Annotated in this window: 24 protein-coding genes and 7 tRNA genes; 14 read left to right on the plus strand and 17 right to left on the minus strand. The window is 73.8% G+C overall.

Annotated features, from left to right (window positions below; translation table 11 throughout):
* Positions 1–101 precede the first annotated feature (101 nt).
* Positions 102–410, plus strand: coding sequence for a hypothetical protein (locus tag AB0F68_RS20070; protein WP_357340378.1), 309 nt, complete (start codon positions 102–104; stop codon positions 408–410).
* 3 nt (positions 411–413) lie between these two features.
* Here AB0F68_RS20070 and AB0F68_RS20075 read toward each other — a convergent pair whose 3' ends face one another.
* From AB0F68_RS20075 to AB0F68_RS20095, 5 genes are all read right to left on the minus strand, one after another.
* On the minus strand, positions 414–1,316 hold the full coding sequence (locus AB0F68_RS20075) for an inositol monophosphatase family protein (RefSeq protein WP_357340380.1): 903 nt from the start codon (positions 1,314–1,316) through the stop codon (positions 414–416).
* Between the two features lie 15 nt (positions 1,317–1,331).
* Entirely contained in the window at positions 1,332–1,985 is a 654-nt protein-coding gene (locus AB0F68_RS20080) for a hypothetical protein (RefSeq protein WP_357340382.1), read from the minus strand.
* Positions 1,982–2,983, minus strand: coding sequence for a hypothetical protein (locus AB0F68_RS20085; protein WP_357340384.1), 1,002 nt, complete (start codon positions 2,981–2,983; stop codon positions 1,982–1,984). Before AB0F68_RS20085 ends, AB0F68_RS20080 begins: the two co-directional genes overlap by 4 nt.
* Positions 2,984–3,038: 55 nt before the next feature.
* Complete coding sequence (locus AB0F68_RS20090; protein ID WP_357340386.1) at positions 3,039–3,830, minus strand: class I SAM-dependent methyltransferase; 792 nt, start codon at positions 3,828–3,830, stop codon at positions 3,039–3,041.
* Positions 3,831–3,975: 145 nt separating this feature from the next.
* Positions 3,976–4,935 carry an LpqB family beta-propeller domain-containing protein gene (locus AB0F68_RS20095; RefSeq protein ID WP_357340388.1) on the minus strand — a complete coding sequence of 320 codons (960 nt, stop codon included), beginning with the start codon at positions 4,933–4,935 and terminating at the stop codon, positions 3,976–3,978.
* A 137-nt stretch (positions 4,936–5,072) separates the two neighbouring features.
* Here AB0F68_RS20095 and AB0F68_RS20100 point away from each other — a divergent pair, with 137 nt between their 5' ends.
* Positions 5,073–5,666: an HD domain-containing protein gene (locus AB0F68_RS20100; protein WP_357340390.1), complete on the plus strand. Its 594-nt coding sequence runs from the start codon at positions 5,073–5,075 to the stop codon at positions 5,664–5,666.
* A gap of 9 nt (positions 5,667–5,675) precedes the next feature.
* Here AB0F68_RS20100 and AB0F68_RS20105 read toward each other — a convergent pair whose 3' ends face one another.
* Positions 5,676–6,671, minus strand: a complete 996-nt coding sequence (locus AB0F68_RS20105; protein WP_357340397.1) for a DUF5937 family protein — start codon at positions 6,669–6,671, stop codon at positions 5,676–5,678.
* A gap of 75 nt (positions 6,672–6,746) precedes the next feature.
* Between AB0F68_RS20105 and AB0F68_RS20110 the strand changes: the two genes are divergently transcribed.
* The 5 genes from AB0F68_RS20110 (at position 6,747) to AB0F68_RS20130 (ending at position 11,734) form a co-directional block, all read left to right on the plus strand.
* Positions 6,747–8,006 (plus strand): MFS transporter, encoded by a 1,260-nt coding sequence (locus AB0F68_RS20110; RefSeq protein WP_357340399.1) that lies wholly within the window; start codon positions 6,747–6,749, stop codon positions 8,004–8,006.
* 117 nt (positions 8,007–8,123) lie between these two features.
* Entirely contained in the window at positions 8,124–8,678 is a 555-nt protein-coding gene (locus AB0F68_RS20115) for a hypothetical protein (protein ID WP_357340401.1), read from the plus strand.
* A gap of 92 nt (positions 8,679–8,770) precedes the next feature.
* Entirely contained in the window at positions 8,771–9,451 is a 681-nt protein-coding gene (locus tag AB0F68_RS20120; RefSeq protein ID WP_357340405.1) for a response regulator transcription factor, read from the plus strand.
* Positions 9,452–9,458: 7 nt separating this feature from the next.
* Positions 9,459–10,850: a HAMP domain-containing sensor histidine kinase gene (locus tag AB0F68_RS20125; RefSeq protein WP_357340407.1), complete on the plus strand. Its 1,392-nt coding sequence runs from the start codon at positions 9,459–9,461 to the stop codon at positions 10,848–10,850.
* Entirely contained in the window at positions 10,838–11,734 is an 897-nt protein-coding gene (locus AB0F68_RS20130) for a Gmad2 immunoglobulin-like domain-containing protein (protein WP_357340409.1), read from the plus strand. The genes AB0F68_RS20125 and AB0F68_RS20130 overlap by 13 nt, the downstream gene beginning before the upstream one ends.
* Positions 11,735–11,762: 28 nt before the next feature.
* On the opposite strand, the gene AB0F68_RS20135 is transcribed toward AB0F68_RS20130, so the two are convergent.
* Both AB0F68_RS20135 and AB0F68_RS20140 read right to left on the minus strand, forming a co-directional pair.
* Positions 11,763–11,833: transfer RNA gene (locus AB0F68_RS20135), tRNA-Cys, on the minus strand.
* Positions 11,834–11,847: 14 nt separating this feature from the next.
* Positions 11,848–11,920, minus strand: a tRNA-Arg gene (locus AB0F68_RS20140).
* 55 nt (positions 11,921–11,975) lie between these two features.
* Here AB0F68_RS20140 and AB0F68_RS20145 point away from each other — a divergent pair.
* The 3 genes from AB0F68_RS20145 to AB0F68_RS20155 are packed head-to-tail and all read left to right on the plus strand — an operon-like array spanning position 11,976 to position 12,837.
* On the plus strand, positions 11,976–12,455 hold the full coding sequence (locus tag AB0F68_RS20145) for a DUF2975 domain-containing protein (protein ID WP_357340411.1): 480 nt from the start codon (positions 11,976–11,978) through the stop codon (positions 12,453–12,455).
* A complete protein-coding gene (locus AB0F68_RS20150) occupies positions 12,455–12,676 on the plus strand; it encodes a helix-turn-helix transcriptional regulator (RefSeq protein WP_107078484.1) in 222 nt (73 codons plus the stop codon). Before AB0F68_RS20145 ends, AB0F68_RS20150 begins: the two co-directional genes overlap by 1 nt.
* Complete coding sequence (locus AB0F68_RS20155) at positions 12,673–12,837, plus strand: hypothetical protein (protein ID WP_357340413.1); 165 nt, start codon at positions 12,673–12,675, stop codon at positions 12,835–12,837. The genes AB0F68_RS20150 and AB0F68_RS20155 overlap by 4 nt, the downstream gene beginning before the upstream one ends.
* Before the next feature lie 6 nt (positions 12,838–12,843).
* On the opposite strand, the gene AB0F68_RS20160 is transcribed toward AB0F68_RS20155, so the two are convergent.
* The 6 genes from AB0F68_RS20160 to AB0F68_RS20185 all read right to left on the minus strand — a co-directional run bounded on the left by AB0F68_RS20160 (position 12,844) and on the right by AB0F68_RS20185 (position 14,563).
* Positions 12,844–12,916, minus strand: a tRNA-Gln gene (locus tag AB0F68_RS20160).
* A 23-nt stretch (positions 12,917–12,939) separates the two neighbouring features.
* Positions 12,940–13,012, minus strand: a tRNA-Arg gene (locus AB0F68_RS20165).
* 41 nt (positions 13,013–13,053) lie between these two features.
* Entirely contained in the window at positions 13,054–14,253 is a 1,200-nt protein-coding gene (locus tag AB0F68_RS20170; RefSeq protein ID WP_357340415.1) for an RtcB family protein, read from the minus strand.
* Positions 14,254–14,284: 31 nt separating this feature from the next.
* Positions 14,285–14,358, minus strand: a tRNA-Gly gene (locus AB0F68_RS20175).
* A 28-nt stretch (positions 14,359–14,386) separates the two neighbouring features.
* Positions 14,387–14,459, minus strand: a tRNA-Glu gene (locus AB0F68_RS20180).
* 31 nt (positions 14,460–14,490) lie between these two features.
* Positions 14,491–14,563, minus strand: a tRNA-Pro gene (locus AB0F68_RS20185).
* Positions 14,564–15,038: 475 nt separating this feature from the next.
* On the opposite strand from AB0F68_RS20185, the gene AB0F68_RS20190 reads away from it, so the two are divergent.
* Positions 15,039–15,650: a DUF6058 family natural product biosynthesis protein gene (locus tag AB0F68_RS20190; protein WP_357340417.1), complete on the plus strand. Its 612-nt coding sequence runs from the start codon at positions 15,039–15,041 to the stop codon at positions 15,648–15,650.
* Here the strand turns inward: AB0F68_RS20190 and AB0F68_RS20195 are convergent.
* Positions 15,628–17,634: a translation factor GTPase family protein gene (locus AB0F68_RS20195; protein WP_357340419.1), complete on the minus strand. Its 2,007-nt coding sequence runs from the start codon at positions 17,632–17,634 to the stop codon at positions 15,628–15,630. The genes AB0F68_RS20190 and AB0F68_RS20195 overlap by 23 nt on opposite strands.
* Before the next feature lie 187 nt (positions 17,635–17,821).
* Between AB0F68_RS20195 and AB0F68_RS20200 the strand changes: the two genes are divergently transcribed.
* On the plus strand, positions 17,822–19,015 hold the full coding sequence (locus tag AB0F68_RS20200; RefSeq protein ID WP_357340421.1) for a spore photoproduct lyase family protein: 1,194 nt from the start codon (positions 17,822–17,824) through the stop codon (positions 19,013–19,015).
* Here AB0F68_RS20200 and AB0F68_RS20205 read toward each other — a convergent pair.
* Entirely contained in the window at positions 19,003–19,401 is a 399-nt protein-coding gene (locus AB0F68_RS20205) for a hypothetical protein (protein WP_357340423.1), read from the minus strand. The genes AB0F68_RS20200 and AB0F68_RS20205 overlap by 13 nt on opposite strands.
* Before the next feature lie 163 nt (positions 19,402–19,564).
* On the opposite strand from AB0F68_RS20205, the gene AB0F68_RS20210 reads away from it, so the two are divergent.
* Positions 19,565–20,344 (plus strand): alpha/beta hydrolase family protein, encoded by a 780-nt coding sequence (locus tag AB0F68_RS20210; protein ID WP_357340425.1) that lies wholly within the window; start codon positions 19,565–19,567, stop codon positions 20,342–20,344.
* Between the two features lie 32 nt (positions 20,345–20,376).
* On the opposite strand, the gene AB0F68_RS20215 is transcribed toward AB0F68_RS20210, so the two are convergent.
* Positions 20,377–20,883, minus strand: coding sequence for a DinB family protein (locus AB0F68_RS20215; RefSeq protein ID WP_357340427.1), 507 nt, complete (start codon positions 20,881–20,883; stop codon positions 20,377–20,379).
* A gap of 100 nt (positions 20,884–20,983) precedes the next feature.
* Between AB0F68_RS20215 and AB0F68_RS20220 the strand changes: the two genes are divergently transcribed.
* Positions 20,984–22,024 (plus strand): M36 family metallopeptidase, encoded by a 1,041-nt coding sequence (locus AB0F68_RS20220; protein WP_357340429.1) that lies wholly within the window; start codon positions 20,984–20,986, stop codon positions 22,022–22,024.
* The last annotated feature ends 140 nt before the right edge of the window (positions 22,025–22,164 follow it).

Here is a 22,164-nt window from a genome sequence, read left to right on the forward strand (position 1 = left end):
ACCCCGGTTCCCCACGCCGGAATCACCGCTGAACCGGCTTCCAGGCCAAAGCGTCAGGAATAGGTTGGCTCGTCGGACGTCCGGGTGGGATGGTGCGGCGCGTGGAGAACGGTGAGCCGGTCGTGATGCAGGTGTACTGCCGGGTCGAGGTCGTCGTGGACGATCCGGACGCGGTGGCGGCCCTCGCTGTGCGACGGCTGCGGGACGCGAACATCGACTGGTCGAGCGAGCCGGACACCGTCGACGAGGCTGCCGCCGAACTCCACGCGGATCTGCCGCAGGCGCTGGCGAGCCTGGTCGACGCGGACCGACTGCTGGATGGCGTGCCGGGGGTGCAGGTGCGGCGCGGGCGCTGGTGGGCCGAACAGGGTGAACCTTCCCGCCGGTTCCAGCCCGGGTTCGAGGACTGACCCTCACCAGCCCACGGTGGAGAGGCTGATCGGGGTGAGCTGGCGGACCTGCGGCTCGATCCACTGCGCCGCGGTGACCAGCTTCACCAGCCGGTCGATGGTCTCCGGCGGGCCGGCCACGAAGCTGCGCCGGTCCGCCGGGCAGCCGTACCGGTCGTCGAAGCAGCCGCCGTCGAGGGCCCGGACCACCATGCCGGCCTCGACGGCGAGCAGCATCCCGGCCGGCAGATCGACCGCCTCGGGGCGGTAGCCGACGATGCCGTCGATGTCGCCGCGGGCCAGCATCACCCAGGACAACAGCGGCGCCCACAGTTGCAGCACCCGCCGGGCGGTGGTGTCGAGCACGACCTTCAGCGCGCGGGCGGTGCTGTCGTCACGGCGTACCTCATGTCCCTGGGTCCAGGCCAGCACCGGCGCGGCCGGCACCGGGCGGTGGGGCGCCTGCAGCGGGCGGGCGGCCGGCCCGGACTCGTGAACGAAGGCGCCCCGGCCCCGCACGGCGGACCAGGTGCGCCCGGCGACCGGGTCGTTCACCACGCCCACCACCGGCGAGCCGCGGTCGCACAGCGCGATCCCGACCACGTACGCGGGCAGCCCGATCGCCACATTGTTGGTGCCGTCAAGCGGGTCGACCAGCCAGGCCCAGGAGTTGTCGGCGGCGTACTCGCCGCCCTCCTCGGCGATCACCCCGTGCTCCGGCCAACGGGCCCGGATCCGGTCGACGATCAGCCGTTCGGCGGCCAGGTCCAGGTCGGTGACCAGGTCACCGGAGTCGTTCTTGGCCCGGGCGTGCAGCTCCCCCCGGGTCCCCCGGCGCAGCAGCCGCCCGGCCGCCTGGGCCGCCTCCACCGCGAACCGGTGCGCGTCGCGCAGGTCGGGCCCGCCTCTGTTCGGCTCCACGTCCATGGCTCCTCCAGCCAGTCAGCCCCGTGCCACCAGTCGCGCTATCTCCCGCGCCATCCGTGCCGTCTCCGCCGCGTCGCAGCGGTCCCGGCGTATCCGGTGGCTGCGCCCGTCCACCGCGCCGAGGCTCAGGTCGCACACACCGGGCGTGGTCCGGCCGAGCGCCACGGTCACCGCCGGCTCGCCCGCGCCGACCTCCGAGGTGTGGAAGCCGCCCGCGCGCAGCGCGTAGGAGTCGCCGGCGGAATGGGTCTCCACGGTGGCCGTCACCGCGGTGACCAGCCGGTCGGTGGCCGCCATCTCGTCGACGTCGCCGCGGCTGTGCACCTCGTAGATTCGCCAGGACGGGTCGGCGGAGGCGTCGGTCACCTCGATCAGCTCGTTGCGGACCGTGCCGTGCAGCACGTGGCTGAGCAGGTCCCAGCTGTGGGAGTGCATGGTCGAGGTGGTCGGCCGCACCGGCGGCGGGTCGGCCGGCCAGGCGTGCACGCAGATTCCGTCCGGGCCGGTGCGCTCCACCGGCAGGCAGGTGAAGCCGAGCGGGTGCCGGACGGCCCGCAGTGGCCGCCGCCCCTCGGCGACGTCGTCGAGGACGTCGAGCACCCAGCCGCGTAGCAGCTCCGGCCGGGCGCCCCGGTCGATCTCCCGTTCGAGGTCGGCGTAGCTCATCATGCGTACGGGTTCCTCGCCTGGATGGCCCGGCTCACGATGTCGGCGACCTCGCGGTCGCCGAAGGAGCGGGGTAGCGGCAGCCCGAGGGTGGTGAACAGCCGGCGGACCTGCTCCACCGAGGGCTCGTCGTCGAGCTTCACCGGCGCGGCGGCCTCGACGGGCACCCGCCGGCTCTGCTCGCGGCTGTACTGCAACTCGATGTTGAACCGGTTGTAGTAGAGCTCCTTGCGGTCGATCCGCAGCGCCGGGGTTTGCGGGTTCTCCTGTGTGATGATCACGCACGTCGAGGAGAGGTCGTAGCGGAAGGTGGTCATCTGCGCGGTGAGCCGGACCTCGACGGTCAGCAGCCCGGAGCGTTGCAGGTGCCAGCAGGCGGCCAGCACCGTCGCGTACGACTCCTTGCGGGTGCGGTCGACGGTCCACCGCTCCCCCGGCGCGTCCGGGTCGAGGCTCCGCCGGAACCGCGCGTACCGCTCGCAGACGTCCTCGTCGGTCGGGTCGATGATCTCGATGGCGAAGCTCAGGGTGGCGTTGCGCCGACGGGCGTGCTCCAGGCACTCCGGCAGGGTGACCGCCCGGGTGAAGGTGCCGGTGCCGCCCTTGAAGGTCCACCGGTCGGTGTGCCGGCGAGCCTCGGCCAGGGCCTGCCCGACCTCGCTGCCGTGCAGCACCCGCACCATCGAGACGCTGTCGATCGCCTCGCGGGCCCGGTTCAGCGCCCCCTCCGGACCGGTGATCTCGTGCATCTGCGGGACCAGTTCGGTGAGCCGGTCGCGGGTGTTCCGCATCACCTCCCGCACCTCCTGCTGGGCGGTCTCCCGCCGGAGCCGGTCGCGCAGCACGGCCTGTGCGAGCACCGCCAGGACCAGCAGGATGGCGCTGTTGACGACGTCCTGGCTGACCGTGTTGGTCAGGCCGAGGACGGCCACGGTGACGGCCAGCAGCAGGCCGATGAACGCGTCGAGATTGTTGACGACCCAGGTGAACAGGCGCGCCATGACATCCCCCGGTCGACGACGGAAGCTCCATGATAGCCCTATGTCAATATCACCATCACGCCCTGTTCGGGTGCCCGGCATCCCTCGGTGACGGTGTCTCCGCGGTCCGCCGGGCGGCGCAGATCAGCGAGCCGCCGAGCCCCGGCGCGACCCGGGCCAGCAGCCGGGAGGCGACCCAGCGTCCACCCGGGAGCCGCCAACCGACCTCATTGGAGCGAATCGCCAGCGGTGCGAACCCGGCCCGGCACAGGACCCGCCGCAGCAGCGACGCGGTGAACGGCCGGATGTGCAGCCACAGGTAGGGGTGCAGGGGGTCCACCTGGCGGGGCGCCCGGCCGGCGAGGAAGGCCAGCCGGTCCTGCGCGGGCGCCAGGTTGGGGGTGGTCAGCACCAGCAGGCCGCCCGGGGCGAGGACCCGGTGGCATTCGCGCAGCAGCGCCAGCGGGTCGTAGACGTGCTCGATCAGCTCTCCGGTGAGCAGGCCGGCGAAGCTGCCGGCGCGGAACGGCAGGCCACGGGTGGCGTCCAGGCAGACCGGCAGGGCGTCGCCGCCGACGGCCCGCCGGGCCGCGCCCAGCGCGGCCTCGGCCATGTCGGCCACCACGAGCGGGCCGGGCAGCGTGGCCGGGTCGAGCATACTGCGCGGGCCGCAGCCCAGCTCCAGCACCGGCCGTCCCGCGGGCACGCCGTCGACCATCAGCCGGGCCGCGACGGCGCGGCGGATCCGATGGTACGGGTCGTCGACGTACCCGTTGACCTGCGCGCCGTCGTGGTAGCTGCGCCGGTTGGCGCGGCGGCCGTGTGCCTGCGCGCTGCGCGACGAGGACCCGGTCGGCGGCTCGGCCATCGCACCCTCCACTGCGGTCGTCGCCCCCGTCGGCGGCGCCCGCCTCCAGCCTCGCACCGCCGCCGTCCGGGAGCGCGGCAATCCACCCCGGTACGCCGACGCGGCGGCCGGGATGCCGGCCGCCGCGTCGCGGGTCGTGGTCGAGTCAGATGGCGCGGGCCCAGTCCACCCGCATGCTGTCGTCGTACTCGTCCCCCGGGATCCACCACTGGTCGCCGAAGCCGCTGGTCGAGACGATGATGTTGCCGCCGTCCGGATACTCGTTGGTGGGCGGCACCGACAGCGCCGCGCAGTAGCGGCCGTCCGGAGAGAACACCGGCGACAGGTACATCCGCGGCTCGTCGGTGAGCTTCTTGAGGCCGGTGCCGTCGATCCGCACCGACGCCAGCGAGTCCTCACCGAGCGGCAGGTCGACGTCCCGGTACCAGCGGTTGGTGCAGAACACCACCCGCTCCGAGTTGGGCATGAAGACCGGCCAGCCGAACCGCTCGCCCTCCTCGGGCGCGTAGACCCGCCGCACCCGCCCGGTGGCGAGCTCCAGCATGCGCAGCTGGTGGCCCTCCGACCGGCTGATCCACTGCATGACGATCATGGAGCCGTCCCGGGACCAGTTGGGCCGGTACATCGTGTGCCCCTGGACGAGCACCCGCCGGCTGCCCGTGGCCACGTGCACCGCGACCAGCGTCTCGCGGTCGACGACCAGGGCGACCTCCGTGCCGTCCGGGGACCAGGTCGGCCACTCGTACGAGATGCCGAACGGGTCGCTGATCACCTTCCGGACCTCGCCGGTCACCCGGTCGAACAGCGACAGGTTCGACCCGGTCTCGCCCGCGTAGTTCAGGTTGTTCACGGCCACGTACCGGCCGTCGGGCGAGGTGGTGGCGTCGTAGGCGTGGGTCAGCAGCACCTGCGGCGTGGTGTGGCCCCGGTTGATCTGCAGAAGCCCCGCGCTGCCGGTGACGAGCCACGGCCCGTTGACCACCTCGGTGGACTCCGCCGCGGCGGCGGGCGCCGTGGCGGTCAGCCCACCGGCCAGCCCGGTCGCCGTGGCCGCCCCGGCCAGCGCGGCGGCACGCAGCAGGGCCCGGCGATTCAACTCGGTCATGAAACACCCCCGTGATAGACGTCGATCCACCCTCCTGAACGGACGATCACGACGGCATCGGACGAGCGGCCGTTCCACGGTCGGCCACTCGGTCACCCCGTACGGTGATCGCCCCGGCGGCCGGTACCCTCGCCCCGGTGACCTCCGACGCGCTGCGCCGCGCCCTCACCGATCCGGGCGATCCGCCACTGCCGCCCCTGCCGGGCGTGGCCGCCGAACTGCTCACCGCCCTGCAGGCGCCGCCCCGGCTCGCCGCGCATCTGCGGCTGGTGCACGACGTCGCTCGGCAGCTCACCGCCGCGTTCGCCGCGCGCTTCCCCCTGGTGCCGTTCGACCGGCAGGCGGTGCTGTTCGGGGCGGCGATCCACGACCTCGGCAAGGTCGAGCACCCGGAGGAGTTGTCCGGGCCCGGCTCGGCGCACGAGGAGGCGGGCTACCAGCTGCTGCTGCGCTTCGGCGTCCCCGAGGAGCGGGCCCGCTTCGCCGTCACGCACGCCGCCTGGCACGCACCGGGCGTGCAGCTCGAAGACCTGCTGGTGAGCCTCGCCGACAAGGTGTGGAAGGGCAAGCGCGTCACCGACCTGGAGGAGCTGGTGGTCGACCGGCTGGCCGACATCACCGGCCAGCCGCGCTGGCAGGCCTTCCTCGACCTCGACGACGTGCTCGCCGGGCTGGCCGCCGACGCGGACCGCCGGCTCGCCTTCCAGGCCGAGCATCCGGTGCACGGCTGACGCCCGGCCTCAGCCGCCGACCGGCTCGGTCGGGCCGGCGCCGGCCAGCAGCGACTCCGCCGAGCCGGTCCGGGCGTACAGCAGGAACCGCCCGGCCCGGTGGGTGCCGACCAGGCCGGCGTCGCGCAGCGCCGTCAGGTGGTGGGAGACCGTGCCGGCGCTGAGGCCGCAGCGCCGGGCCAGCTCCGTGGTGGCGGCGGGCACGGCGAGTTCGTGCAACAGGGTGGCCCGGGTACGCCCCAGCACCCGGGCGAGTGCCGCGCTGGCCGGGGCGGCGCTGCGCTCCCAGAGGGTCCCGACCGCGCGGGCCGGATAGCGCAGGAGGGGCTGCGAGGCCCGCTCCGACAGGTTGGACCAGACCCGCCCGCCGCCGAAGACCGACGGGACCAGCAGCAGGCCCCGCCCGCCCAGGTCGTAGGTCCCCGCGCGGGTCAGGTGGTCGATGTGCAACGTCCCATCGTCCCAGGAGACGTACGGGTCGATCCGGTTGAGCAGGCCGCGCACGCCGTCGGTCGCCATCCGCCCGGCGCCGACGAGCACCTCGCGTTCCAGCAGGGTCCGCATCCGGGGCCAGTACGGGGCGATCGCCACCTCGACGTAGTCGGCGATCACCTGTGCGAGGCGGGCCAGCCCGGCCGGTGGGTCGGCGTACAGCGCGGCGAGCCGGGGCGGACGCGGCCCGGGCAGCTCGTCCAGGCCGGCCCGGACCACCTCCGGTGGGGTGGCGGCGAGCGCGGCCAGTTCCCAGTCGATGGTGGGCAGGGCGGACGGCGGCGGCGGGCAGACGAAGCTCGGAATCACCACGGTCGGCATCGGCACGAGGTCGGCGAGGAGCCGCCAGTCCACGGTGGACAGACGGGGCCGCACCTGCCGGTGCCAGAGCTGGTGGGCGGGGAACCAGTCGGGGCTCCGGAGCACCCGGACGCTGGCGATCGCCTCCCACAGCGGCGAGATCGCGAACCGGATCCCGGCCAGGTCCCGTACCCCCAGCGCGACGCTCAGCACCTCGCACCTCCCGACGGATTCGACCTGGCTCAAACTTATCGACCGCGGCGGTGGCCGCCGACCAGGGTCCCTGTCATGACCACCACCGTTCCCCCGTCGATCCGCTGGCCCCGCCCGTTCCGCTACGTGTACACGGCGAACCTGGCCGACAGCCTGGGCTTCCAGGTGGGCTACCTGGCCGTGCCGGTGCTGGCCGTGTCCGTGCTCGCCGCCACCCCCGGCCAGGTCGGCCTGCTCGCGGTGCTCGGCACCGCCGCCTTCCTGCTGGTCGGGCTGCCCGCCGGGGTCTGGGTGGACCGGTCGCCCCGCCGCACCGTGATGGTCGCCGCCGACCTGGCCCGCGCCGCCCTGTACGCCTCGATCCCGCTGGCCTGGTGGGCGGACGCGCTGACCCTCGGCCAGCTCTACGCGGTCGTGCTGCTCACCGGCGTCGGCACGGTCTTCGGTGACGTGGCCGCGCAGAGCTTCCTGCCGGAGTTGGTCGGCCGGGACCGTCTGGTGGCGGCGAACTCGCTGCTCATGACCACCAACGCCACCATCCAGATCGGCGGCCGGGGATTCGGCGGCCTGCTCGTGCAGTGGCTCGGCGCCCCACTCGCCCTGGCCCTGAACGCGGTCACCCACCTGCTCTCCGCGCTCGCCCTCACCCGGGTACGCCCCATCGCCACCGTCGCGATCGGACGGGACCGGCCGGCGGGCGGCTTCGGCCGACAGCTCGCCGAGGGCGTCCGGCACGTGCTGGGCAACCGACTGCTGCGCCCGCTGGCCGTCTCGCTGGCCAGCATCAACCTCACCGTGAACCTGATGACCACCATGCTGCCGGTGGTCTTCCTGCGCGAACTCGGCCTCGGCGCCGGCGCGCTCGGGCTCTTCCTCGGCGCCGGCGGGGTGGGAGCGCTGCTCGGTGCGGTGACCGCCCGTCCGTTGGCCGCCCGGATCGGGCACGGCCGGGCACTCTGGCTGCCCGGGCTGCTGGTGGCCCCGGCCGGCGCGCTGGTCGCTCTGGTCGACACCGGCGCGTGGCTGTGGCTGGCCGGCCTCGGTTGGCTGGCGCTGGCCTGGCGGACCGGGATCGGCAACGTGATCGGCGTCAGCCTGCGGCAACGGGTCACCCCGGACGCGCTGCTGGGCCGGATGAACGCCACCTTCCGGTTCCTGCTCACCGGCGCGATCGCGGTCGGCGCCGGGCTGGCCGGCCTGCTCGGCCAGTACGCCGGCGCCCGTACCTCGCTCTGGGTCGGCGCGATCGGCGCCGCGTTCACGTGGCTGCCGCTGTACCGGTCCCCGGTGCGCACGCTGCCCGACCCGGACCGGCTGCCGCCGACCGCCGGGTGACGCCCGCCCCGCTGTTACCCGGCGGTTACCCGGCTGCGAAGCCGCTGTGGCACGGCGCGCCGACCGTCGGGGCAGGGACGCCGGACGGGGTCCCGGCACATTGGCAGGGAGGGCACCATGAGACTGAGGAGAACACTGCTGGCGCTGGTCGTCGTGCTCGGCGGGCTGATCGCCGGCACCGGCGGCGCGACCGCGGCGTCGCCGTACTGCGGGATCACCTGGGGCAGCACGGCCAGGTCGGCCGGCACGCTCACCAGCGATCCGCTGATCGAGGTCCGCACCGGGCGGCACGACTGCTGGGACCGGGTGGTCTTCGAGTTCGCCGGGCCGGCGAACGGCTACTCCGTCGCCTATGGCGAGACGTACACCGAGGGGCAAGGGCTCGCGCTCAGCCCGTACACCGCCGGGGACGCGCTGCTGTCGGTGTCGCTGCGGGCGCCCGCGTACGACGACGCACACGTCGCAACCCTGCCGTACCGCGCCGGTGAGCACGCCGCGACCGTGCTGGGCTACCGGACGCTGCGGGACGTCGTCTTCGGCGGCAGCTTCGAGGGCTACACGACCTTCGCGGTGGGCGTCCGCGCCCGACTGCCGTACCGGGTCTTCGTGCTCAGCGGCCCCGGCACGCACAGCCGCATCGTGATCGACGTGGCCCACCAGTGGCAGGCGTGACCTTTCCCCAGGTGAGAGGGGCCGACCGGCCCCTCATCACCGTCCATTGCGCCCACGCCCCACAGCGGCGCACCGGACTACCCTGAGTGGTCATGGAGGGCCGTGTGCTGGTCGTCGAGGACGACGCCTCCATCCGGGAGGTGACGGCCCTCGGCCTGCGCCGGGCCGGGTTCCGGGTGGCCACCGCCGTCGACGGTCCGGCCGCCCTCACCGCGTGGCGCGCCGGCCCGGTCGACCTCATCGTGCTCGACGTGATGCTTCCCCGTCTGGACGGATTCGAGGTGTGCCGGGAGATCCGGCGCACCAGTCAGGTGCCGATCCTCATGCTGACCGCCCGTACCGACACCATCGACGTGGTGGTCGGCCTGGAGTGCGGGGCCGACGACTACCTGCGCAAGCCGTTCGACCTGCCCGAGCTGGTCGCCCGGGTCCGGGCCGTGCTGCGCCGGACCGTCGCCCCGGCCCCCGAGACCACCGTGGCCGCCGGGCCGCTGGAGATCGATCCGGCCCGCTTCGTGGCCCGCAAGGACGGCCGGGAGCTGACCCTCACCGCCACCGAGTTCCGGCTGCTGCTTGAGCTGGCCCGGCGCCCCGGCCAGGTGTTCACCCGGGAGCTGCTGCTCGACCGGGTCTGGGGGCACAGCTACCTCGGCGACTCCCGACTGGTCGACGTCGCCGTGCAGCGCCTGCGGGCCAAGGTGGAGGACGACCCGGGCGCGCCGACCCTGATCCGGACGGTCCGCGGGGCCGGCTACAAGCTTGCGACGGGGTGAGCGCGCCATGGTGGCCGGCAGAGTCGTACCCGGGCGGTTGCGGCGCCGGCTCGTCGTCGCGTTCGTCCTGGTCGCTGGAGTGTCCGCCGGCGCGCTGGCCGGCGGGTCCTACCTCATGCTGCGGCAGGCCCGGTTCGACGGCTCGCTGCAACGCGCGGCGGCCGACGCCCGCTACCAACTGGTGATCGCCGCCCAGTTCCTGCCGCTGACCGACGCCCGCCGCGCCGACCTGCTGACCAGCTTCGAAGAGTCCGGCCGGCACGTGCTGCTGGTCGCCGGCGACAGCCAGGCGTCCAACCCCCGGTACGCCCCCACCCCCGGCCCCGATCTGCGCGCCACGGTCGCCGCCGGGCAGCTCGGCTTCCAGCGCACCCCCGGCCGGCCACACCTGCTGGTCGTCGGCGGCCGGATCCCCGGCTCCACCGCCGAGCTGTACGTGGTGACCGTCGAGGACGACCTCGTCACCGCCCTCGACCAGCTCCGCACCGCCTCGGTGGTCGGCTGGGCGGCGGTGGTGCTGCTCGCCGCCGCGGTCGGCAACGCCCTCGCCCGCCGCACCCTGGAACCCGTCGGCCGGGCCAGCCGGGCCGCCCGGGCCGTCGCCGAGGGGCTGCTGCACACCCGGCTGCCGGTGCGCGGCCGGGACGAGTTCAGCGCCTGGGCCACCTCGTTCAACGAGATGGCCCAGGCGCTGGAAACCAAGATCGAAGCGCTCTCCCAGGCGCAGGCCCGGGAACGGCGGTTCACCGCCGACGTGGCGCACGAGCTGCGTACCCCGGTCACCGCCCTGGTGGCGGCGGCCTCGCTCCTCGCCGACCAACTGGACGCCCTGCCCGCCGACGCCCGCCGGGCCGCCGAACTGCTCGTCGCCGACGTGGTCCGGCTGCGCCGGCTCGTCGAGGAGCTGATGGAGATCTCCCGGCTGGACGCCGGGCGGGAGGTGCTCGCCACCCGCCCGGTGGACGTCGGCGCGCTGCTGCGCGGGATCGTCGCCGCCCACCAGGGCGCCGGCCGGGCCACCGTGGACGGCGAGGCGCCGCCGGTGCAGACCGACCCGCGCCGGCTCGAACGGATCCTCACCAACCTGGTGGCCAACGGGATGGAACACGGCGGCGGCGACCTGCGCGCCGAGATCCGGCACACCGGTGCCCAGCTCGTGGTCGACGTCGCCGACCGTGGCCCCGGCATCCCCGCCGCACACCTGGCGCACATCTTCGACCGGTTCTACAAGGTCGACCCGGCCCGTACGGGCCCCGGCAGCGGACTCGGCCTGGCCATCGCCCGGGAGAACGCCCGGCTGCTCGGCGGCCGGCTCGACGTGGCCAGCGAGGTCGGCCGGGGCACCCGCTTCCGCCTCACCCTTCCGCTCGACGCCGGGGGCACCCCATGCGACGCCTGATTCCGCCGCTCGCCGCGCTGCTGCTGCTCACCGCCGCCTGCGCCCCGCCGCGCACCGGCACCCTCGGGCCCGCCCCGGCCGGCCCGTCGCCCACCACCGCCGCCGCCGCCGGCCCGACCGGCACGCCCGCGCCGACCCCGCCCGCGCCACGCACCCCGACCACTGCGGCCACGACCGGCAGGCCGACCACCTCGGCGCCGACCGAACCGGACGGGACGCTGACCGTGCAGCTCTGGTTCGCCCGGGACAGGAAACTCGCGCCCACCCGGCGTGCGCTGCCGGCCACCGTGGCCACGTCCCGCCTGGCGCTCATCGAACTGGCCGCCGGCCCGTCCCCGGCCGAGACCGCCACCGGCCTGACCACCCTGGTACCGGCCGGCACGCGGGTGACCCGTATCGCCGGCGGGGTGGCGACACTGTCGCCCCCGGCCGGCTTCGACGCCGGCGGGGCGGCCACCGCGCGGCTCCGCCGGGCCCAGGTGGTCTGGACGCTCACCCAGTTCCCCACCGTGCGGCGGGTCGCCTTCGCCCCGACCGACAGCGCGACCGGACGGGACGACTACGCCGACCTGCTGCCCCCGATCGTGGTGACCGCCCCGGCGATCGGCGACCCGGTGGGCAGCCCGGTCACCGTGACCGGGACCGCCGACGTGTACGAGGCGACGGTGAGCGTCCGGGTGCTGGACGCCGCGGGCCAGGAGATCGGCACCGCGTTCACCACCGCCTCCTGCGGCTCCGGCTGTCGCGGCGGCTACCGGCTGGACGTCCGCTACCGGCGCGCGACGGCCGGACCGGGGACGATCGAGGTGTACGAGGTGTCGGCGCGCGACGGCACCCGGATCAACGTGGTCCGCATCCCGGTCGACCTGGCCGCCGGCCGGTGATGCGACGCCACAGCGGACGGCATGGTCGAGACCAAGCGGGGATTCGAACCCCGGTGCGCGGAGTTGCAGTCCGCTCCCTGGCCACTCGGGCACTTGGTCGGGTCGGTGCGGCGTGCCCCCGGCTGGACTCGAACCAGCGGCCTTCGGATTCGGAATCCGACGCGCTCTCCACTGCGCCACGGGGGCCTGGGCAATCCCGGAACCTATTGACATTCGATAGGTAGCGAGTGATAGTCGATGCATGTTCACAGCTCAACGGGCGGTGGCCCCGCTCAAAGCCTTCCTCGTGCTGCTGTTCGGGATCCTGGTCCTGTTCCAGGTCATGTCACTGCCCGGGCAGTTCGCGCACATGGCCAGGGAGAACCCGGACATGGCCTACCTGAGATGGCCGGCGACCGCGGTGACGGTGTTCTGGGTGCTCTGCGTGCAGGTGGTGATCGTGTGCACCTGGAAGCTGCTCACCCTGGTCAAGAACGACCGCATCTTCAGCGAGGCGTCGTTGGGGTGGGTCGACGCGATCGTGTGGGCCATCGCCGCCGCGTGGGTGGTGCTCGTGGGCGTGTTCCTCTACGTCGGCTTCAACGCGGACGACCCGGGCCTGCCGATCCTGCTGTTCCTGCTGGTGACCGGGGTGACCGTGCTGGGGCTGCTGATGGTGGTGATGCGGGAGCTGCTGCGGCAGGCCACCACGCTCCGGACCGACATGGAAGCGGTGATCTGATGCCCATCGTGGTCCGCATCGACGTCGAGCTGGCCAAACGCAAGATGAGCGTCGGCGAGTTCGCCGAGCGGGTCGGGCTCACCCCGGCGAACGTCGCGGTGCTGAAGAACGGCCGGGCCAAGGCCGTCCGCTTCAGCACGCTGGAGGCCATGTGCCGGGTGCTGAACTGCCAGCCCGGCGACCTGCTCGAGTGGGTCGAGGAAGAGGGAGAAAACCGATGAAGTACGTACTCGGCCTGGTCGCGGTCCTCGCCGTCGCGCTCGGCATCGCCGGCCTGGTGTACGGGGAGGCCGACGACTCGCCCGGCCTCCAGCTCCTGGCCGGCCTGCTCGTCATCGGCGCGCTCGCGATCGGCGTGCGGATCGTCCGACGCAGCCGGTAGGTGTCGCTGCGATTTGAGGATTCGAACCTCAATTCTCCGATCCAGAATCGGATGTGCTGCCTGGTTGCACCAGCTCGCATGGGATCCGCGGACCGCGGACCGTGCCCCGACCAGGATTCGAACCTGGGCTCTCCGGTTTCGTAGACCGGCGCGCTCTCCGCTGCGCCACCGCGGCGGACGACCGGCGCCCCTCCCCCTCCAGGGGCGCCGGTCGGTTCAACCCTTCACGCAGACGACCTGCTTGAGGTGGGCGACCACCTCGACCAGGTCCTCCTGCTGGGCCATCACCTGGGTGATGTCCTTGTACGCGCCGGGGATCTCGTCGACCACCCCGGCGTCCTTGCGGCACTCGACGCCGGCGGTCTGCTCGGCCAGGTCGGCGGTGCTGTACGTCCGCTTCGCCTGCCCCCGCGACATCCGCCGCCCGGCCCCGTGCGACGCCGAGCAGTACGCGTCGAGGTTGCCCTTGCCGCGCACGATGTACGACCCGGTGCCCATCGAGCCCGGGATGATGCCCAGGTCGCCCCGGCCGGCCCGGATCGCGCCCTTGCGGGTCACCAGCACCTCGACCCCGTCGTAGCTCTCCTCCGCCACGTAGTTGTGGTGGCAGGAGATCGGCTCGTCGTAGGTGACCTGCGGGAACTTGTCCCGGACCACCCCGCAGAGCAGCGCGAGCATGACGGCCCGGTTGCGGCGCGCGTACTCCTGGGCCCAGAAGAGGTCCCGGCGGTAGGCGTCCATCTCCGGGATGCCGGCGAGGAACACCGCGAGGTCCCGGTCGGGCAGGTCGACGTTGTGCGGCAGCCCGCGGGCCACCGCCATGTGCCGCTCGGCCAGTTCCTTGCCGATGTTGCGGGAGCCGGAGTGCAGCATCAGCCAGACCCGGGCGTCGTCCGGGCCACCCTGCTCCAGGCAGACCTCGATGAAGTGGTTCCCGCCGCCGAGGGTGCCCAGCTGGCGCTGGGCCCGCGTCTCCAGCTGCGCCACCTTCCGGTCGAGGGTGGCGAAGCCCCGCCAGAACGCGTCCCAGCCACCCTGCTCCAGACCGCGGATCCGGCGCGTGTCGACCGCGTCGGTGCGCATGGCGAAGCCGACCGGGATGGCCGCCTCGATCGCCGTCCGCAGCGGGGCGAGGTCGTCGGGCAGGTCGGCCGCGGTGAGCGAGGTGCGGACCGCGGACATCCCGCAGCCGATGTCGACGCCGACCGCGGCGGGCGAGACGGCCTGCCGCATGGCGATGACCGAGCCGACGGTGGCGCCCTTGCCGAAGTGCACGTCCGGCATCACGGCGACGCCCTGCACCCAGGGCAGCGCGCCGATGTTGCGCAGCTGCCGGGCCGCCTGCGCCTCGATCGTGTACGGGTCGGTCCAGACCCGGACCGGCGCCCGGGTACCGGCCAGCGGGGTGAAACCCATCGTCGTCTCCTCGGTTCAGGGGTGCTGTTCGAGCGGCTGGCCGGATTCGAACCGGCGATCTTCACCATGGCGAGGTGACGCGCTGCCTGACTGCGCTACAACCGCGTGGTGGTCGCGGGGTCGGGACCGGGCGTAGGCCGTACGGGACTCGAACCCGTAGCCTCCCGGGTGAGAACCGGGTGAGCTGCCAATTGCTCCAACGGCCCGTGCGGGGCGGCGGGTGCCGTCCGCGTGGTGTCCGGGACCGCGGAATCGAACCGCGTGTCTCTCGCGCCCAAGGCGAGCGGGTCAGCCAGCTCCCTCGTCCCGGTTGCCGGCCGGCGCTGGCGCGCCGGCCGGGCATCGTGCTCATGCCGTCCACTGTGGAGTTGAGAAGAAGCGACGTCGCCGGCCGGAGGTCGGGACGAGGAGTGCTGCGAGGTACGAGAACCCGGAGTGGGTGACGAAAAAGCCGCCCGGTCCCCGGTCACGGGGAGGGCGGCTGCGCGTGTGTGTCGCGCCGGCGCTAGTCGCGCCACCACCCCGGTTGCCCCTGCTGCCGTCGGCAGCGACCCAGGCCCGATTCGGGCAGCAGGGCACCGCCGCGCGGCGCGGGCCGCTCGGCTCGGGTGCGCTTCTGCTGCGACACGGTGTGCTCCCTGGGTGGTGGTGCCGGTTGACGTTTGCCCGTTCACGGTACGGGCGGGGCCGGGAGCGCGGCAACGGATATTCGCGAGAACGTTTCGGCCGGCCCCGAACGGCGCCCGCCCTAGCCTTGCTGTCAGCCGAAGCGGAAGGGGCACGGAATGGACTTGCGGCACCGGGTGGCGGAGCGGTTTCGGGAGGTCAACGGGGAGCACCCGATGACGGCGGCGGACGACGCGTACGTCAGCGCCCAGTTCGTGGTGCTCGACGCGCTGTGCGCGGCGTCCGGGCGGGACCCGGACGGTGTACGACGGTTGATGCTCGACCGGCGGCTGCCGCTGCCGGGCTATCTGCGGTCGGACGGCGCGGAGATGGTCCCGGCGGACCTGTTCGCGCTGGCCGAGCGGGCCGGCGGGGTGGACGCGCTGCCCGGCTGGTTCGCCAGGCATTGGGCGGACCGGGCGCGCGGCGCGACGGAGTGGGACGCCTACCTCAGCGGGCAGTACGTCTGCCTGCGCTCGGTGACGCCGGAGTCGATCCGGCGCAAGGACGAGCTGACCGCGGCGATCGGGGCGGCGCCGGCCGAGCCGGACGCCGGGTCGGCGGCCTGGCTCGACCGGCTGCACGCGCTGGTCGACGAGTTGGACGCGCTGGAGCCGGCGTTCACCGGCTACGACCGGCTCCGGTTCGGCGGCCCGACGTCCCGGGACACCTGCGTGGACGCGGTGCGGGCCCGGTATCCGCGGCGGGTCAGCGCGCCGACCGGCCGGTGACCCGGCGGGCGACGGCGAGCAGGTACTCCTTGCGGTGCAACGGGTCGTGGTCCCAGCGGGGCCGGCTCGGGGCCGGTCCGCGGACCGGTCGGTAGTGGTCGAACTCGGCCTCCATGGTGCCCTCGCCCCGGGTGAGCCCGGGCAGCCGCTGCTCCAGCGCGTGCACCCGCCCGGCCGGCACCTCCCCCTCGATCAGGTAGGACGTGCCGCGCAGGATGCTGGTACGGGTCGCCGCGCCCAGCCCGGCGAGCACGGGCAGCACCGCACCCAGCAGGTCGGCGGGCAGGTCGAGCCGGAACCGGTGCACCGGCTCGTGGACCCGGGTGCCGGCACGGGTGAGCGCGGTCATCAACACCAGCGGGGTGAGGTTCCGGAAGTCCCCGGCGGTGCTGGACATGCTCTTGTCGAACACGCCGTGGGCGTGGCTCTGCCGGGCCCAGTAGCCGCCGTGGGTGAGGGTGACCACGCAGTCGACCACCGCCCAGCCGCGCAGGCCCTGCCGCAGGGTCTCCCGGACGGTCTCCTCGACGGCCTTGAGGAAGGCCAGCGGCATCGAGCCCAGTTCGATGCCGAGCCGGAACTCGACGCCGCTGCCGAGGGGCCCGGGCTCGACGCGCAGGCCGACCGTGCCGAGGAACGGGTTGGGATCCTTGCCGATCCACTCGACGGCGGCGCCCACGCCCACCACCCGCTCCACACAGACGGTGGTGGTCTCCCGGAAGGTGACCGGGACGCCGTACTCGTCGGCGAGGGTGGCCTCGATGACCTCCTTCTGCACCTCGCCGTAGAGGGACACGGCGATCTCCTGGCGCCGGTCGTCCTGGCGCAGGTTGATCAGCGGGTCCTGCTCGGCGAGCTCGGTCAGGGCGGCGTGCAGGGCCGGGCGGTCGGCCGGGCGTAGCGGTTCGACGACGGTCTCCAGCGTGGGCGGGGCGAAGTGACGCCGCGCGGCGGGGCGGTCGGGCGGGACGCCGAGCACGTCGCCGACCCGGACGCCGGCCATCCCGTGCAGCCGGACGATCCGGCCGGCCCCGGCCGCGTCGACGGGCGTCGCGTCGCCGCCGTCGAAGACGCCGAGGGCGGTCACCCGGGCCTCCCGGCCGTCGCCGTGGCGGATCCGGTCGCGGACCCGCACGGTGCCGGCGAAGATCCGGGCGTACGCGAGCTTCTCGCCCGCCGGGCCGCGCTCGACCTTGAAGACGGTGCCGGAGAGCGGGGCCCGGTCGTCGCCCGCGGTGGCGGGGAGCAGCGCGGTGACCGCGTCGATCAGGTCGTCCACCCCGGCCCCGGTCATGGCGGAGCCGGCGAGCACCGGGTGCACCCGGGCGCGCCCGGTCTGCGCGGTGAGCGCCCGGCGCAGCCGGTCCGGGGTGACCGCCCGCTCGTCGGCCACGTACGCGGCCAGCAGCGCGTCGTCGTACGCGGTGAGCAGGTCGACCAGGCGGGCGTGGTGGCCGGGGTCGCCCGGCGGGTGCGGGACCCAGCGGGCGGCCGGGGTGCCGGCGGCGTCGACCCGGCCGAGGGCGACGACGTCGGGGGTGAGCCGCTCGGCGAGCTGGCGCAGCACCCGGTCCGGGTCGGCGCCGGCCCGGTCCACCTTGTTGACGAAGAACAGGGTGGGGATGCCGAGGCGGTGCAGGGTGCGGGCCAGCACCCGGGTCTGGGCCTGGACGCCCTCGACGGCGGAGACCACGAGCACCGCCCCGTCGAGCACGCCGAGCACACGTTCCACCTCGGCGATGAAGTCGGGGTGGCCGGGGGTGTCGATCAGGTTGACGGTGGTCCCGGCGACGGCGAAGGAGACCACGGCGGAGCGGATGGTGATGCCCCGCTGCCGCTCCAACGCCAGGGTGTCGGTGCGGGTGTTGCCGGCGTCGACGCTGCCGGGTGAGTCGATGACCCCGGCGCTGTGCAGCAGCCGTTCGGTCAGACTGGTCTTACCGGCGTCGACATGGGCGAGGATGCCGAGATTGAGGGTTTTCACGAAGCGTCATGTCCTCGGGGTAGGCGGTCAGTGCCTTCGGGTGGGACATCGACGCGGCTCGCATTCTCGGGCTCCTCCCCTCGGTGGACGTCGTGGTCGATTGCAGCAGCCGACGCGGGCGCCGGCAACCGATTAACCCGTTCGGGGTGGGGCGTTGGCTCGGCGGCGCAGCGGGTAGACGGCCCGGATGAGCCCAGACGATGCCGGGACGGTGGACGTCGACCAGCCGCTCGCGGTCGGCGTACCCGCGGCCCCGCACGACGCGAGCGGCGAGCGCGTGCCGACCCGCGACCTGTCGGGCCTGGCGCCGCCGCCGCGACCGGCCCGGCGGTGGACGCCGAAGCGGGTGGTCGCCACCCCGGCGGCGCTGGAACACCCGCACGGCCGGCGGATCGCCGAGCGGGTGGCGGCGCTCGGCATCGAGGTGGAGCGGCTGCGCGGAAACCGGGTCACCGGGCTGCGCGGGGAGACCGCGCGGGAGACGTACGCCCGGGCCAAGTCGACCCTGGCGATCGTGGTCAGCCCGCCGTCGCGGCGCCGGTTGCAGCCCATCGCGCCGAGCGCCGACTGGCGGGTGGACCTGGCCGAGGGCTGCCCGGCGCACTGCCAGTACTGCTACCTGGCCGGATCGCTCACCGGCCCGCCGGTGACGCGGGTCTACGCCGACCTGGACGACATCCTGGACGGACTCGCCGACTACGTCGGACGCGGGACGGTGACCAGTCGCCGGGTCGCGCGGGCGGGCGAGGGAACCACCTTCGAGGCGTCCTGCTACACCGATCCGCTGGCCCTGGAGCACCTGACCGGCAGCTGGCAGCGGGCGGTGCGGCACTTCGGCGGCTGGGCCGCGCCCGTGCAGCTGCGCTGGACGACCAAGTACGACGACGTGGACGGCTTCCTCGGGCTGCCGCACGCGGGCCGGACCCGGGTGCGGTTCAGCGTCAACTGCCGGCCGGTGACGACCCGGTTCGAGGGCGGCACGAGCCGGGTGGAGGACCGGGTCGCGGCGCTGCGCCGGCTGGCGCTCGACGGGTACCCGGTGGGGCTGACGATCGCCCCGATCATTCCGCTGCCGGACTGGCGGCGGCACTACGCCGAGCTGCTGGACCTGGTCGCGGTGGCGGTGGACGGGGTGCCGGCGCTCGACCTGACCGCCGAGCTGATCACGCACCGGTTCACCCCGGGCAGCAAGGAGGTGCTGCTCGGCTGGTATCCGCGTACCCGGTTGGAGATGGACGAGGCGTCGCGCAGCCGCAAGCACGGCAGATTCGGCGCGGTGAAGTACGTCTACCCGCGGGAGACCATGGCGGAGCTGCGGTCCTGGTTCGACCGTGAGCTGGCCGCGCGGTTGCCGGCCTGCCGGGTGCTCTACTGGACCTGAACCACCGGGGCCGGGTGGCGCTTCATCTCCTCCATGAAGGGGTAACGCGCGGTCAGCTCGGCGAGCGTGCAGCCGGCCCGCCAGGCGGCGGCCACCTGGGCGACCTGGAGCAGGTCGGTGGCGTCGCCGCGGGCCTGGACCTCGCCGTCGACCCGCAGGTCGATCATGAAGTAGCGGGCCTGGGCGCCGAGGCTGACGCAGACGACGCCCCGGTCGGAGGCCGCCTCGGCGCAGGTGAACCGGCTGCGCCCCTGCTCGGGCGCGGTCACCCGGCCGATGTCGAGCTGGTGCCGGGCCGCGGTCTGCACGAGTGCGGGAGCCAGGCCGCCCGGCTCGACCAGGTCCGGGTAGAGGCGCACACCCAGTGCCGTCGACACGTCGCTCATGACTGACTCCCACTTCCTTGTGACAGAGACCAGCAGCACGCAGGTTACGGGTGTGTTTCCGGCGCGCCTGATCATCCTGTCCCCCCTGGACGCCCGACGGCAATAGGAAGCGTCGATTCGACCACCATCGGGGCCGCATCCCGGGCCGGGTACGCTCCCGCCCATGGCCCGGATCCGCTGTGACTTCTTCTCCGCGGCGCTCGGTATGGGCACGTCGATGACGGTGCTGCTGCCCGACCACGGCTCGGCCGGGATCGGCATGGCCGGCGGGACCACCGCCGGGGACCCGCCGGTGCTCTACCTGCTGCACGGCCTGACCGACGACGACACGATCTGGACCCGGCGCACCGCGATCGAGCGGTACGTCGCCCCGCTGGGCCTCGCCGTGGTGATGCCGCAGGTGCAGCGGAGCTTCTACTGCGACGAGGCGCACGGCAACCGCTACTGGACCTTCCTCAGCGAGGAACTGCCCGAGGTGTGCCGGTCCTTCTTCCGGCTCTCCGACCAGCGTGCGGACACCTTCGTGGCCGGCCTGTCCATGGGCGGTTACGGCGCGGTCAAGTGGGCGCTGCGCCGGCCCGACCGGTTCGCCGCGGCGGCCAGCCTCTCCGGCGTCCTGGACGTCTCCCGGCGACGCCACCACCCGACGCGCCCCATGGACCCCGCCGTCTGGCACACCGTCTGGGGTGACCGGGACGTACCGGGTCCGGACGACGACACGGTGGCGCTGCTGGAGCGCGCCGGCGACGACCTGCCGGCGCTCTACGTCGCCTGCGGCACCGAGGACTTCCTCTACGAGGACAACACCCGCTTCGTCGACACGGCACGCCGTCGAGGGCTGCCGGTCACCGTGGACTTCTCCCCGGGCGACCACGACTGGGCGTACTGGGACGCGAAGATCCAGGACGTGCTGGCCTGGCTGCCGCTGCGCCGCGACGGCTGACCCGGCAGGCGCCGCACCTCCCAGGCGACCGGTCAGACGCCGACGGTGCCGTCGATGGCCTCGCGGAGGAAGTCGGCGTGACCGTTGTGCCGGGCGTACTCGTGCATCATGTGCAGCATCACCAGGCGCAGCGAGACGTCCTCGCCCCACCGGGCCTGGTGGCCCGTCACGTCGAGCGACTCGGCCTCGCGCTCGATGCGGCGGGCGTGCTCGACCTCCCGCTGCCACGCCTCGAACGCCTCCGACCGGCTCGACGCGCTCGCGTCGTACGCCTCCTGGAAGTCCCCGGTGGCCGACCAGAGCAGCGGAATGTCCTCGGCGTTGATCACCCGGCGGAACCAGGTGCGCTCGACCTCGGCCATGTGCCGCACCAGGCCGAGCAGGGACAGCGTCGATGGCGGCGAAGACTGCCGCCGCAGCTCCTCGTCGGTCAGCCCCTCGCATTTCAGGGCCAGGGTGGCGCGGTGGAAGTCGAGGAACGCCCGCAGCGTCTCCCGCTCCCCGGCCAGCAGCGGCGGGCCGATCCGTTCGGTCTCCACGAGGGTCCCTCCCCGCAGGCCGGTCGGCCCGCTCGTGGTTGCTTGGCAGTGCTCCCCGGGGAGCCTAGTCTCAGCGGATCGATCCGCCTCCGAAGGGATCATGATGCACCCCCACTTCCGACGTTCCGCGCTGGTCGCCTCGGCGGTCACCGCGGCGCTGGCGGCCGGCGGCACCACCGTCCAGGCCGCCGGCGACCCCTACGACCACACCGCCACCGCGACGGTCTTCGCGCCGAACCCCGTCCAGCAACTGGGCGACCAGTCGCTGACCGACGCCAAGGACGCCGACCAGCCGGCGCTGGCCGGGGCGTACCGGTCGGTGACGCTGACCAACCTGGACGGCTCCGGCACCCTCACCGGCAAATACGTGGTGGTCAAGAGCAAGACCGGCACCCCGGCCCGCACGGTCGACGGCGCGTACCCGGCCTGGCACCGGGACGCCGACCAGTTCGAGCAGGTGATGGGCTACCACTGGGTGAACACGGCCCAGGCGTACCTGCAGTCGCTCGGCTTCGGCAGCACGCTGCGGCCGGTCAACCAGCGGCAGATCGAGCTGCGCATCGACCAGTACGGCGGCGACAACTCGTTCTTCCGCGAGGACAAGGCGAACATCACCCTCGGCAAGGGCGGCGTGGACGACGGCGAGGACGCCGAGGTGATCGTCCACGAGTACGGCCACTCGGTGCAGGACGGGCAGGTGCCCGGCTTCGGCACCACGCTGGAGTCCGGCGCGATCGGCGAGGCGTTCGGCGACTACCTGGCGGTCGCGGTGACCAGCTGGGCCACCGGCGTGCCGACGAGCACCCCGGAGGCCTGCGTGGCCGACTGGGACTCGGTCTCCTACACCCGCACCGCCCCGCACTGCCTGCGCCGCCTCGACGGCACCAAGGTCTACCCTGCCGACCTGGTGGGCGAGGTGCACGCCGACGGCGAGATCTGGTCCCGCGCGCTGTGGGACATCCGTGCCGCGCTCGGCGACCGCCGGGCCACCACGGCGATCGTGGAGGCGCAGTTCGCCTTCACCCCGGACGTCACCTTCCGGGACGCGGCGCTGGCCACCGTGGCCGCCGCGCAGCGCCTTCACGGCACCCAGGCCGCGACCGCGACCCGGGCCGCCTTCGTCGCCCGCGGCATCCTCTGACCGCCGCGGTGGGCGCCGCTCCCCGCCGGGGCGGCGCTCACCGCGGCGAGGACCGGGCCATCGGAAGGTCCACCTACGTCCGCCGGCGGCAGCAGCAGGTTGGCCGTCTCGAGCGGGGCGGGACCGGCCGACCGAATCGA

The organism is Micromonospora sp. NPDC023966 (assembly GCF_040639095.1).
Taxonomy (GTDB): Bacteria; Actinomycetota; Actinomycetes; order Mycobacteriales; family Micromonosporaceae; genus Micromonospora.